We start from the raw sequence: 13,450 nt of genomic DNA, 5'->3' as shown, positions 1-13,450 counted from the left end.
CGCCGCATGCCTTTGCTGGACACCGACCAGGCCCTCACGCGCAACTCGTACTACGCGGCCACGGCGCCGCAGGCTGCGGCCTTTGCGCCGCTGCTCGGCGAAGCCCGCTGCGACGTGGCCGTGGTGGGCGGCGGCCTCGCGGGCCTGAGCGCGGCGCTGGATCTGCGCGCGCGGGGCTTCGATGTCGTTCTGATCGAGGCGCGCGAGATCGGCTTCGGCGCCAGCGGTCGCAACGGCGGCCAGGCCATCCACGGCCTGGCCTGCGACCAGGACACGATCGAGCAGCAGCTGGGCCTGGACGAAGCCCGCCGTGTGTGGGCCATGTCCATCGAGGCCCTGGACCTGCTGCGCGCGCGCATCGCCGAGCACGGCATCGCCTGCGACTGGCAGGACGGCTACCTGGGCGTGGCCACCACGCCGCGCAAGGCCGCGACGCTGCACGCGCAGGCCGATCGGCTCGACAGCGTCTACGGCTACGCCCTGACGCGCATCGCCGCCGCCGACATGGGCCGCTGGATCGCCAGCCCGCGCTACTGCGGCGGCGTGCACGACCCGCGCTCGGGCCACCTGCACCCGCTGAAGTACACACGCGGCCTGGCCGCCGCCGCTGCCCGGGCCGGCGTGCGCCTGCACGAGGGCACGCAGGCCACCGCCCTGGTGCCGGGCGAACGCCCCGTGCTGCGCACCGCCAGCGCACAGGGCGCGGGCACGCTGCAGGCCCGCCAGGTGCTGCTGGCCGGCAACGTCTACCTGCACGGCGTGGCGCCTCCGCTGGCGCCTGCGCTCGCACCCCGGGTCATGCCTGTCGGCACCTACATCGCCTGCACCGAGGTGCTGCCGCGCGCCACGGCCGACGCGCTCATCCCCGACCGCAGCGCCGTCTGCGACACCAACTTCGTCCTCGACTACTTCCGCACCACGCCCGATGACCGCATGCTCTACGGCGGCCGCGTGAGCTACAGCACCGTCACGCCGGCACGGCTGGCCGAGTCGCTGCGTGCGCGCATGGTGCACACCTTTCCCCAGCTCGCAGGCGCGAAGGTGGCGTATGCCTGGGGCGGCTTCGTCGACATCTCGATGAACCGCGCGCCCGACTTCGGCCGCCTGCCGCCGGCCACGCCGGGCGGCCCCGCCAACGTGTACTACCTGCAAGGCTTCAGCGGCCATGGCCTGGCGCTCACGGGCCTGGCCGGGCGCCTGGTGGCCGAGGCCATGGGCGGCGACAGCTCGCGCTTCGATGTCTTCGCGCGGCTCCAGCACCGGCCCTTTCCGGGTGGCGCCTGGCTGCGCACCCCTGCGCTCGTTCTGGGCATGGCCTGGTACCGGCTGCGCGATATGCTCGGCTGAAGGATCCGCGATGCCGTCCCGCAACCCCGATCTGTCGCCGCCCCTGGTGCTGGTCAGCAGCTGCAACAAGGTGCTGGCCGGCCACCCCTCGCACACGGTGGGCCGCAAGTACGTCGATGCCGTGCGGCTGGCCGGGGCGCTGCCGCTCATCGCGCCGCCTTTCGACGAAGCGCAGCTGCCGGGCCTGCTCGACCAGGTGCACGGCCTGCTGCTCACGGGCTCGCCCAGCAACGTGCACCCCACGCACTTCGGCGAGGACGTCCACGACGAAAGCCTGCCGCTGGACCCCGAGCGCGATGCCTGGACCCTGCCGCTGGCGCGCCTGGCCCTGGCGCGCGGCCTGCCGCTGCTGGCCATCTGCCGTGGCGCGCAGGAAGTGAACGTGGCGCTCGGCGGCACTTTGCACCAGGCCGTTCAGGAGGTGCCGGGCTTGGCCGACCACCGCGGCGCCAGCGCGCGTGGCGAAGGCCCAGACGGTCGAGGAGGTCTACGCGCCCGCCCACGACGTGGCCGTGGAACCCGGCGGCCTGCTCGCGCGCCTGCTGCCCGAGCGCCGCTTCACCGTCAACTCCATCCATGGCCAGGGCGTGAATCGCCTGGCCCCGGGCCTGCGCGTTGAAGCGCGGGCCCCCGACGGCTTCGTCGAGGCGTTCACGCAGCCGGGCGCGCCCGGCTTCAACCTGTGCGTGCAATGGCACCCCGAGTGGCAGGCCGCCGGCAACCCGCAGTCCATGCGCATCCTGCGTGCCTTTGGCGACGCCGTGCACATGTACCGCGACCGCGTGCGCGGCCCCTTGCCTCGCGGCGAGCCCACCCTGGCCCGCTGAACCCCTGCCGCGCCACTGGGCCCCGCGGCGCCGCCGACCACCAGGTGCCCCATGTCGTCCAAACCCCATTTCACGTTCGCCGAGCTCGAACAGTGGCTCGACCAGAACCGCGTCACCGAGATCGAATGCCTCGTGCCCGACCTCACCGGCGTGGCCCGCGGCAAGATCCTGCCGCGCCAGAAGTTCACCGAAGACCGCGGCATGCGCCTGCCCGAGGCGGTGGTGGCCATGGGCGTGACGGGCGAGTTCCCCGAAGAGGGTCCGTACTACGACGTCATCAAGCCCACCGACCGCGACATGCACCTGCGCCCCGACCCGAGCACGGTGCGCATCGTGCCCTGGGCCACCGACCCCACCGCGCAGGTCATCCACGACTGCTACGACCGTGAAGGCTCGCTGGTGCCCTTCGCCCCACGCAGCGTGCTGCGCCACGTGTGCGACCTCTACGACGCACAAGGATGGGCGCCGGTGGTGGCGCCCGAGCTCGAGTTCTACCTGGTCGCCCGCAACACCGATCCCGACGTGCCGCTGAAGCCGCCCGTGGGCCGCAGCGGCCGCAGCGAGACCAGCCGCCAGGCCTACAGCATCGACGCCGTCAACGAGTTCGACCCGCTGTTCGAGGACGTCTACGCCTACTGCGAGAAGATGGAGCTCAACGTGGACACGCTGATCCACGAGGTGGGCGCCGGGCAGATGGAGATCAACTTCTTCCACGCCCACCCACTGGGCCTGGCCGACGAGGTGTTCCTCTTCAAGCGCACGGTGCGCGAGGCGGCGCTGCGTCACAACATGTTCGCCACCTTCATGGCCAAGCCCATCGCCGGCGAGCCCGGCAGCGCCATGCACATCCACCAGAGCGTGGTGAGCAAAGCCACCGGCGAGAACATCTTCAGCAACCCCGACTTCACGGCCAGCAAGGAGTTCTACTGGTACATCGGCGGGCTGCAGAAGTACATCCCGGCGGCCATGGCCCTCTTCGCGCCCTACGTCAACAGCTACCGGCGCCTCGTGCGCAGCAACGCCGCACCCATCAACATCCAGTGGGGCACCGACAACCGCACCGTGGGCATCCGCAGCCCGGTGGCGGGCGCGGCGGCCCGGCGCGTGGAAAACCGCGTCATCGGCGCCGATGCCAACCCCTACGTGGCCCTGGCCGCCACGCTGGCTTGCGGCTACCTCGGCATCGTCAACCAGATCGAGCCGGCGCCCGAGTGCAAGGGCGACGCCTACCTCGGCGACTTCCAGCTGCCACGCAGCCTGGGCGAGGCGCTGATGCTGCTGCGCGAAGAAGCCGATCTCGCCGCCGTGCTGGGCCGCGAGTTCGTGACCGTCTACACCGAGGTCAAGGAGATCGAGTACGCCGAGTTCATGAAGGTGATCTCGCCTTGGGAGCGGGAGCACCTGCTCCTTCACGTCTGAAAGGCCCGCCATGCAACCCCACACTCCACGCAACACGCAGGACTGGCAGGCCGCCGACGCGGCGCACTTCCTCCACCCCTTCACCGACTTCAAGGGCCTGGCCCGCAAGGGCTCGCGGATCATCGAGCGCGCCGACAACATCTACCTCTGGGACAGCGACGGGCACAAGATCCTCGACGCCATGAGCGGCCTGTGGTGCGTGAACGTGGGCTACGGCCAGCAGGCGCTGGTGGACGCGGCCACGGCACAGCTCAAGCAGCTGCCCTTCTACAACGCCTTCTTCCAGACGGCCACGCCCCCGGCCATCCAGCTGGCCGAGGTGCTGGCCGAGGTCGCACCCGGCTTCCAGCACGTGTTCTTCAGTGGCAGCGGCAGCGAGGGCAACGACACCGTGGTGCGCATGGTGCGCCGCTACTGGGACGTGATGGGGCAGCCCGAGCGCACGGTCATCATCAGCCGCCACAACGCCTACCATGGCAGCACGATGGCCGGCGCCTCGCTGGGCGGCATGGCCGGCATGCACGCACAGGGCGGGTTGCCGATCCCGGGCATCGAGCACATCGAGCAGCCTTACTGGTGGGCACACGGCCGCCCGCAGGGGCTCAGCCGAGATGCGTTCGGCCTGCAGGCCGCGCGCTGGCTCGAAGAGCGCATCGAGGCCATCGGCGCGCACAAGGTCGCGGCCTTCATCGGCGAGCCCGTGCAGGGTGCCGGCGGCGTGATCATCCCGCCGGCCACCTACTGGCCCGAGATCGAGCGCATCTGCCGCAAGCACGGCATCCTGCTCGTGAGCGACGAGGTCATCTGCGGCTTCGGCCGCACCGGCCGCTGGTTCGGCAGCGAGACCCTGGGATTCCGGCCCGACCTCATGACCTTCGCCAAGGGCGTGACCAGCGGCTACATCCCGCTGGGCGGCGTGCTGGTGGGCAGCCGGGTGGCCGAGGCGCTCATCGAGCGCGGCGGCGAGTTCAATCACGGCTACACCTACAGCGGCCACCCGGTGGCCTGCGCCGTGGCCTTGGCCAACATCGCGCTCATCCGCGAGCAGCGGCTGGTGGAGCACGTGCACGACGACGTCGGGCCCTACCTTGCCGCGCGGTACCGCGAACTGGCCGAGCACCCGCTGGTGGGCGACGCCGAGACCTGCGGGCTGATGGGGGCTTTGCTGCTCGTCAAGGACAAGGCCACCGGCGTGGCCTTTCCCGACGAGGTCCAGATCGGCATGGTGTGCCGAGGCCATTGCTTCCGCGAGGGCCTGATCATGCGTGCCGTCGGCGACCGCATGATCATTGCCCCGCCCCTGGTGATCACGCGTGCGCAGATCGACGAGATGGTGGCGCTGATCCGTCGTTGCCTCGATCTGACGTTGGCGGAAGCCCGGGGGCAGGGCTGGGCCCGCTGATTGCTAGACTGATCTTACCGTCCGGAGGATGACCGCATGAAGACGAAGTTCGCCCTGATCGCCACCCTCGCCGCGGCCTGCGCGGCCGTGCTGCCGGCCCAGGCCCAGGAAGAGGAAAAGGTCCTCAACATCTACAACTGGTCCGACTACATCGCCGAGGACACGATCCGCAACTTCGAGCGCGAGACCGGCATCCGGGTGCGCTACGACAACTTCGACAACAACGAGATCGTCCACGCCAAGCTGGTGGCGGGCAAGACGGGCTACGACATCGTCATCCCGAGCTCCCACTGGGCCAAGCTGCAGATGGACGGCGGCCTGCTGCGCCAGCTCGACAAGAGCCTGCTGCCCAATCTGAAGAACCTCGACCCCGCCGTGCAGTCCCAGTTGGCGCGCATGGACCCGGGCAACAACTTCATGGTCAACTGGCTGTGGGGCTACACCACGGTGGGCATCAACGTCGACAAGGTCAAGGCGGCCCTGGGCAACCTGCCCATGCCCGACAACGCCTGGGACCTGGTGTTCAAGCCCGAGTACGTGAGCCGCCTCAAGAGCTGCGGCGTGAGCTTCCTCGACAGCGCCACCGAGGTGGTGCCCGCCGCCCTGCACTACCTGGGCCGGCCGTCGTTCAGCAAGAACCCCTCGGACTACGCCGCCGCCGCGCAACTGCTGCGCAGCGTGCGCCCGCACGTCACGCTGTTCAGCAGCTCGGGCTACATCAACGACATGGCCAGCGGCAGCATCTGCGTGGCCCTGGGCTGGAGCGGCGACATCGGCCAGGCGCGCCAGCGCGCCATCGACGGCAAGACCGGCCAGAACATCCAGACGCTGATCCCCCGCACCGGTGGCCTGCTGTTCTTTGATGTCATGGTGATCCCGGCCGATGCACCAAGGCCGGGCAACGCGCACAAGTTCATCAACTACATCCTGCGCCCCGAGGTGCACGCCGCTATCGCCAACAAGGTGCTCTACGCCAACCCCAACGCCGAGAGCCGGCGCCACATCAAGCCCGAGGTGGCCAACAACCCCACGGTGTTCCTCAGCCCGCAAGACATGTCGAAGATGGTGCCGCCCGACGCCATCAACAACGACCTGCGGCGCCTGATGACACGCACCTTCACCTCGTTCAAGACTGGTCTCTAACCGTGAGCCCCGGGGTTTGTCGCTGCGCGCCTTCGCCACCCCGCGAGGGGGCCGGCGGCCGCCTTGCGGCGGCCCGGCGACGTCCGCGCCCGCACCCATGAACCCAAGCACCGAGAAGCCGGCGTTCCTGCAGATCCAGGACGTCGTCAAGGACTTCAACGGCTTCAAGGCCGTCAACCAGGTCAGCCTGGACATCGCCAAGGGCGAGATCTTCGCGTTGCTGGGCTCATCGGGCTGCGGCAAGAGCACGCTGCTGCGCATGCTGGCCGGCTTCGAGCAGCCGACCTCGGGCCGCATCGTGCTGGAGGGGCAAGACCTGGCCGGCCTGCCGCCCTACCAGCGGCCGATGAACATGATGTTCCAGAGCTATGCGCTGTTTCCGCACCTCACGGTCTGGGACAACATCGCGTTCGGCCTCCGGCGCGAGGGTCTGCCGTCCGACACAGTGGCCGAGCGCGTGGAGGCCATGCTCAAGCTGGTGCAGCTTTCCAAGTTCGCCAAGCGCAAGCCGCACCAGCTCTCGGGCGGCCAGCAGCAGCGCGTGGCACTGGCGCGCAGCCTGGCCAAGCAGCCGCGCCTGCTGTTGCTCGACGAGCCGCTGGGCGCACTCGACAAGAAACTGCGCGAGCAGACGCAGATCGAGCTCGTCAACATCATCGAAAGCGTGGGCGTGACCTGCGTGATGGTGACGCACGACCAGGAAGAGGCCATGACCATGGCCTGCCGCATCGCCATCATGAGCGAGGGACGCTTCCTGCAGGTGGGCGCGCCGGGCGATCTTTACGAAACGCCGGCCACGCGCTTCGTGGCCGACTTCATCGGCAACGTCAACCTCATGGCCGGCACGCTCGACGAAGACGAGGCCGACCACTGCGTGGTGGGCAACGCCGACTGCCGGCACTACGTGGGACACGGCATCACCGGCACGCAAGGCATGGCGGTGACGGTGGCGCTGCGGCCCGAGAAGATCCACCTCTCGCGCCATCAGCCGCTGGGGCCCGACGGCCAGCCCGACCCCTACAACACGGCCCGGGGCACGATCAAGGAGATGTCCTACTTCGGCAGCTACACCGTGTTCCACGTGCAGCTGGGCAGCGGTGCCTTGCTCAAGGTGAGCCTGGCCAACACGCAGCGCCACCGCGACGACGACTACACCTGGGGCGACACGGTCTGGGCGCACTGGTCGCGCTCGGCCCACGTGGTGCTCACGCAGTGAACCTGGCATGGGTGCGGCGCCGATGAACGCCTTCCAGCGCCTGGTGATCAGCACCTTTGGTGGGCGTGGGCTCGTCATCGCGCTGCCCTTCCTGTTCCTGCTGCTGTTCTTCATGGCGCCGTTCTTCATCGTCGGCAAGATCAGCGTCTCCGAGATGGAGACCGTCACGTTCAAGGACATCCTCACCTGGTCCGAGGGCGTGTTGACGGTCTCGCTGAAGTTCGGCAGCTACCAGTTCATCGCCGCCGATCCGCTGTACTGGCAGACCTATCTCAACAGCCTGCAATACGCCGGGGCGACCACGCTGCTGTGCCTGTTCATCGGCTACCCCTTCGCCTACTTCATGGCGCGCGCCAAGAGCACGGTGCAGCCGGCGCTGCTGATGCTGGTGATGCTGCCCTTCTGGACGAGCTTCCTGCTGCGCGTGTACGCCTGGCGCGGGCTGCTCACCGACGGCGGCTGGGTGGCCGAGCTCGTCGTCGGCCTCGGCCTGGACCGGGTGCTGTACGCCCTGGGCATGATCAGCGCGCCCGGCAACCTCATGCACACGCCGTTTTCGCTCGTGCTGGGCATGACCTACACCTATCTGCCCTTCATGATCCTGCCGCTGTACGCCAGCCTCGCGAAGATGGATCTGCGCCTGCTGGAGGCCGCGGCCGACCTCGGCGCCACCCCGTGGACGGCGTTCTGGAAGATCACCGTGCCGCTGTCCAAGGCCGGCATCATCGCCGGCAGCATGCTGGTGTTCATTCCGTGCATCGGCGAGTTCGTGATCCCCGAGCTGCTCGGCGGCCCCGAGACGCTGATGATCGGCCGCGTGCTCTGGGACGAGTTCTTCAGCAACAACGACTGGCCGATGGCCTCGAGCGTGGCCGTGGTGATGATCCTGCTGATCATCGTGCCGCTGGCGATCTTCAACAAATACCAGGCCGAGGCGGCCGAGCAGCGGTGAGCACACCATGAGGGCCGCCGACTTCAACCGCTGGTTCAGCCGGGGCTGGCTGTCTGCGGGCTTTCTGTTCCTGTACCTGCCGATCGTTGCGCTGATCGTCTTCTCGTTCAACGACTCGCCCATCCCCAACGTCTGGCGCGGTTTCACGCTCAAGTGGTACGAGGCCCTGCTGCGCGACCAGGAGATGCTCTCCGGCCTGTGGCTGAGTCTCAAGATCGCGCTGCTCACGGCCTGCGGCTCGGTGGTGCTGGGCACGCTGGCGGCTTTTGCCCTCGTCAAGTACAAGCGTTTCAAGGGACGCACGCTGTTCTCCGGCATGGTCAGCGCCCCGTTGGTGATGCCCGAGGTGGTGGTGGGCCTGAGCCTGCTGCTCATGATGGTCAGCGTGCAGCGCGCGCTGGGCTTTCCCGAGCGCGGCCTGTTCACCATCTGGCTCGGGCACCTGCTGCTGGGCATGGCCTACGCCACCGTGGTGGTGCAGGCCCGGCTGCAAGACCTCAACCCCCAGCTCGAAGAAGCCGCCATGGACCTGGGTGCGAAGCCGCACCAGGTGTTCTGGCTGGTCACGCTGCCCATGATCGCGCAGAGCCTGGTCTCGGCCTGGCTGCTGACCTTCACGCTCAGCCTCGACGACGTCGTGCTGTCGGCCTTCCTCTCGGGCCCCGGCTCGACGACGATGCCGCTGGTGATCTTTTCGCGCGCGAGGCTGGGGCTCAATCCCAGCGTCAACGCCGTGGCCACGGTGACCGTGGTCGTGGTGGCCGTGGGCGTGGTGCTCGCGAGCTACCTCATTGCGCGCGGCGAACGCCGCCGCCAGCAGGAGATGGCCGCCGCCACCCGCGGCTGAGCCCTGATCGAGAACCCACAACCGGCCGAGGAGAACCCATGACCTGCCCTGCCCCGAACACCGCGCTCCGCGCCATTGCCGCCGCCGCCCTCGTCACCACCGCACTGCCCGCGGCCGCGCAGGGCCAGGACGCGCTGCTGCAGGAGATCAAGGCGCTGCGCGAGCGCGTGGAGCAGCTGGAGCGGCAGGCGCGCGCCCAGCCGGCCGCGCCCAAACCGGGCGAGTGGGGCATGACGCCGGAGCAGGCGCGCGAGGTCAGCCGCATCGCCGTCAAGACCGAGGCGTTGCAGGACAACTTCACCGACCAGGGCTTCAAGGGCCTGAAGATCAGCGGCCAGATCGATCCCACCTACATCGTCAACCGCCGCCAGAATGACCGCACCTTCGTCTTCCTGAACAACGGCGACGCGCGCTACACCTACGACAACGGCTACTTCGGCATGGCCGTCATCGACTTCGAGAAAGAGACCGAAGGCGGCACGAAGTGGAAGCTGACCCTGGCGCCCGAGCGCGGCACCGGTGCGGTGGCCAACAGCCGATCCATCGTGCACGAGGCCTCGGTGTCGCTGCCGCTGTCCGACCTGCAGACCCGCCTGTGGCTGGGCCAGATCCCCGACTGGACGGGCTACGAGATCACGCTGCCGGCCGGCAACAAGCTGATCACGCACAACCTGCTCTTCGATTTCACGGCGCCCACGAACTACACCGGTGCCGTGCTCGACGTGACGCGCGGCAAGTGGTGGAGCCGCGTCGGCCTGGCCAACTTCAACAGCGCACGCCAGAGCCCAGGCAACAACTCGCCGGTCATCATCTACCGGGTTGACTACTCCAAGGGCGAGTTCTCGGGCTTCGGCTTCAGCGGGGTGCACGGGAAGATCCCCAACTTCGCGGCCGACGGCACCTACAGCGTCGACACCGGGGAGACCGACCCGGACACCGGCGATGCGATTTTCGAGGACACGCCTTTCCCGGGCGCCGGCAAGAACACCATGGCCAACCTCTTCGAGGTCGACGCCTACTTCACGCGCGGCGACTGGAGCCTGTACGGCCAGGTCAGCTTCGGCCAGCAGAAGCGTGCCGCCATCTACAACAGCGACGGCCAGTTGCGCGACGCGCGCTGGTGGGGTCTGTCAAGCACGGTGGCCTACAAGGTCACGCCGCGTCTGGAAGGCGTGCTGCGTGCCGACTACATCAACAACAAGAAAAACGGCGGCGGCCTGCTCGGCTACAGCTTTGACGACGGCATCAACGGCATCGGCCGGGGCCTCGACGCCGACGGCAACTACGCCAAGAGCGAGAGCGTGGGCAGCAACCGCTGGGCGCTCACGCTGGGCATGAACTACCTCTACGACGAGAACACCGTCGTCAAGTTCGAGCTGCGCCAGGACGGTGCCAGCCAGCCGGTCTTCTACGACACCAAGAGCAGCCGCTACTACAAGAGCAACACGCTGCTCGGCGCTTCGGTGGTCGTGAGCTTCTGATGGCTGCCGTCGACTGGGCGGCGCGCGCCGCCGCGCTGGCCATCGACGGCCGCGCCGTCATCGACGGCCAGCGTCGCACGGCCGTCAGCGGCGAGACCTTTGCCTGCCTGAGCCCCATCGACGGTCGCGTGTTGGCATCGGTGGCGCGCGGCGCGGCAGCCGACGTGGACGCCGCCGTGGCCAGCGCCCGCGCCGCCTTCGAAGACCGCCGCTGGTGCGGCAAGCCCCCGGCGGCGCGCAAGAAGGTCCTGCAGCGTTTTGCCGACAAGATCCTCGGCGCCCGCGACGAGCTCGCGCTGCTGGAGACGCTGGACATGGGCAAGCCCATCCAGTATTCGCTCACGGTCGATGTGCCCAGCACCGCACGCACCATCGCCTGGTACGCCGAGGCCGTGGACAAGGTCTACGACGAGATCGCACCCACGCCGGCTTCGGCGCTGGCCCTGATCACGCGCGAGCCGGTGGGGGTGGTGGGCGCCATCGTGCCCTGGAACTACCCCATGATCATGGCCGCCTGGAAGCTGGGGCCTGCGTTGGCGGCCGGCAACTCGGTGGTGCTCAAGCCCAGCGAGAAGAGCCCGCTCACGGCGCTGCGCCTGGCCGAACTCGCCGTGGAGGCCGGGCTGCCGCCGGGCGTGTTCAACGTCGTGCCCGGCTACGGCCCCGAGGCCGGCGAGGCGCTGGCGCTGCACCTGGACGTGGATGCACTCGGCTTTACGGGCAGCACGCGCACCGGCCGCCGCATGCTGGAGTACGCCGGCCGCAGCAACCTCAAGCGCGTGTTCAACGAGCTCGGCGGCAAGAGCGCCTTCGTGGTGTTCGACGACTTCGCCGACGTCGAGCGCGCCGCCAAGACCGTGGCCGCCAGCCTGTTCTTCAACCAGGGCGAGAGCTGCAACGCGCCTTCGCGCGTGCTGGTGCACGAGCGCATCGCTCAGCGCTTCACCGAGATCGTCGCCGCCGAGGCGCCGCAGTACGCGCCCGGCCACCCGCTCGACCCCGGCACCGTGCTCGGCGCCCTCGTCGACGAGCCGCAGATGAGCACCGTGCTGCGCTACATCGAAGCCGGCAAGAGCGAAGGTGCGCGCCTCGTCACCGGTGGCCGCCGCGTGCGCGAGGACACGGGCGGCTTCTTCGTGGAGCCCACGGTCTTCGACGGCGTCGTCAACAGCATGACCATTGCGCGCGAGGAGATCTTCGGCCCCGTCATGGGCATCCTCACGTTCAGGACCGAGGCCGAGGCCGTGGCCATCGCCAACGCCAGCGCCTACGGGCTGCAGGCCAGCGTCTGGAGCGACAAGCTCAGCCGCGCCCACCGCGTGGCGCGCGCGCTGCGCGCCGGCACCGTGCACGTGAACCAGTACGACGAGGACGACATCACCGTCCCCTTCGGTGGCGTCAAGCAAAGCGGCAACGGCCGCGACAAGAGCTTGCACGCCTTCGACAAGGTGACCGAGCTCAAGACCACCTGGATCCGCATCGACCCGGCATGATCGATCCCGCCGTTCGGGCTGAGCCTGTCGAAGCCCTGCAGACACGCCTTGCGGCCGCCGGCATCCACACGCTTCTGGTGCAGTTTGCCGACGTGCACGGCACTGCCAAGGGCAAGCTGGTGCCGCTGGCTCAACTGCCCGAACTGCTGGCCACGGGCGCCGGCTTCGCCGGCCCGTCCATCTGGGGCACTGGCCTGCCGCGCACGGGCCCGCGCGCCGAGTACTGCGCACGCGGCGATGCCGCCACCATCCAGCCCCTGCCCTGGCTGCCCGGCGTGGCGCGCATCGTGGGCGACGGCTTTGTCGATGGCCAGCCCTTCGAGGCCTGTCCGCGCCAGGTGCTGCACCGCGCACTGGCGCGGCTGCGCGCCGCGGGCTTGTCGATGCAGTTGGGCATCGAACCCGAGTTCTTCCTGCTCAAGCGCGATGCTGCCGGCCGCATCGTGGCGGCCGACGACCACGACCGGCTGTCCAAGCCCAGCTACGACCTCGCCTCGCTGCAGCGGCCCTGGCCCTTGCTGCACGAACTGCGAGCCGCGCTCGAGGCCTGCGGCTTCGAGGTGCAGCAGATCGACCACGAAGACGCGCACGGCCAGTACGAGCTGAACTGGCGCCATGCCGAGGCGCTGGCCAGCTGCGACCGGCTGATGCTGTTCAAGCTGGCCGCGCAGGCGCTGGCCGAACGCCACGGGCGCCTGTTCTCGATGATGCCCAAGCCCTTCGAAGGTCAGCCGGGCAGCGGGCTGCACTTCCATGTCTCGCTGTGGCGAGGCGCGGCCACACCGGCCGACGAGGCCGCTCTGCGCCACTTCATCGGCGGCGTGCTGGCCCACGCGCGCGCACTCACCGCGCTGGCCGCGCCCACCGTCAACTCGTACAAGCGGCTTGGGGCCACGGCGTCGATCAGCGGCACCACCTGGTCGCCGGCCGTCGTGGCCCACGGCCCCAACAACCGAACGGCCCCGGTGCGCACGCTGCCCGGGCGCTTCGAGTGGCGCGTGCCTGATGCCTCGGCCAACGTCTACCTGGCCTGCGCGACGCTCATCGACGCCGGCCTGGACGGCCTCGCCCGCCGCCTCGACCCCGGACCGGCCTGCACGCACGACCTCTCCGAAGTGCCGCACCCCGAACTGCCGCGCCTGCCCGCGCTGCTGGACGAAGCGCTGGATGCACTCGAAGCCGATGCCGTGGTGACGGCCACGCTCGGCCCGGCGCTGCTGCGCGAGTTCGTGGCGCTCAAGCGCGCCGAGTCCCAGGCCTGGCGCAGCCACGTGTCGGACTGGGAACGCGAGCGCCACGCCACCGCGTTCTGACGCCGCCGCA

General features: G+C 69.2%; 10 protein-coding genes and 1 pseudogene. All 11 read left to right on the top strand.

The features are described from left to right. The first annotated feature begins 6 nt into the window (after window positions 1-6). Window positions 7-1,347: an FAD-binding oxidoreductase gene (locus KA711_10510; protein ID MCM0609407.1), complete on the top strand. Its 1,341-nt coding sequence runs from the start codon at window positions 7-9 to the stop codon at window positions 1,345-1,347. Between the two features lie 10 nt (window positions 1,348-1,357). Further along, window positions 1,358-2,174 (top strand): annotated as a pseudogene (locus tag KA711_10505) (gamma-glutamyl-gamma-aminobutyrate hydrolase family protein). A gap of 51 nt (window positions 2,175-2,225) precedes the next feature. Beyond that, window positions 2,226-3,593: a glutamine synthetase gene (locus KA711_10500; GenBank protein ID MCM0609406.1), complete on the top strand. Its 1,368-nt coding sequence runs from the start codon at window positions 2,226-2,228 to the stop codon at window positions 3,591-3,593. A gap of 10 nt (window positions 3,594-3,603) precedes the next feature. Then, window positions 3,604-4,995 (top strand): aspartate aminotransferase family protein, encoded by a 1,392-nt coding sequence (locus KA711_10495; protein ID MCM0609405.1) that lies wholly within the window; start codon window positions 3,604-3,606, stop codon window positions 4,993-4,995. 36 nt (window positions 4,996-5,031) lie between these two features. Beyond that, entirely contained in the window at window positions 5,032-6,138 is a 1,107-nt protein-coding gene (locus KA711_10490) for a polyamine ABC transporter substrate-binding protein (protein ID MCM0609404.1), read from the top strand. A 97-nt stretch (window positions 6,139-6,235) separates the two neighbouring features. Beyond that, entirely contained in the window at window positions 6,236-7,354 is a 1,119-nt protein-coding gene (gene potA, locus KA711_10485; GenBank protein MCM0609403.1) for a polyamine ABC transporter ATP-binding protein, read from the top strand. 22 nt (window positions 7,355-7,376) lie between these two features. After that, complete coding sequence (locus KA711_10480) at window positions 7,377-8,306, top strand: ABC transporter permease subunit (protein ID MCM0609402.1); 930 nt, start codon at window positions 7,377-7,379, stop codon at window positions 8,304-8,306. Window positions 8,307-8,313: 7 nt separating this feature from the next. Continuing rightward, window positions 8,314-9,153: an ABC transporter permease subunit gene (locus tag KA711_10475; protein MCM0609401.1), complete on the top strand. Its 840-nt coding sequence runs from the start codon at window positions 8,314-8,316 to the stop codon at window positions 9,151-9,153. A 38-nt stretch (window positions 9,154-9,191) separates the two neighbouring features. After that, window positions 9,192-10,634, top strand: a complete 1,443-nt coding sequence (locus KA711_10470; protein MCM0609400.1) for a DUF3138 family protein — start codon at window positions 9,192-9,194, stop codon at window positions 10,632-10,634. Continuing rightward, window positions 10,634-12,127 (top strand): aldehyde dehydrogenase, encoded by a 1,494-nt coding sequence (locus KA711_10465; protein MCM0609399.1) that lies wholly within the window; start codon window positions 10,634-10,636, stop codon window positions 12,125-12,127. Before KA711_10470 ends, KA711_10465 begins: the two co-directional genes overlap by 1 nt. Beyond that, window positions 12,124-13,440 carry a type III glutamate--ammonia ligase gene (locus KA711_10460; protein ID MCM0609398.1) on the top strand — a complete coding sequence of 439 codons (1,317 nt, stop codon included), beginning with the start codon at window positions 12,124-12,126 and terminating at the stop codon, window positions 13,438-13,440. Before KA711_10465 ends, KA711_10460 begins: the two co-directional genes overlap by 4 nt. Window positions 13,441-13,450 lie beyond the last annotated feature (10 nt).

It is taken from the genome of Ideonella sp. WA131b (genome assembly GCA_023657425.1).
GTDB lineage: Bacteria > Pseudomonadota > Gammaproteobacteria > Burkholderiales > Burkholderiaceae_C > Rubrivivax.
The sequence above is the reverse complement of the archived record's forward strand: the minus strand, read 5'-3'. Positions and strand labels throughout refer to the sequence as shown.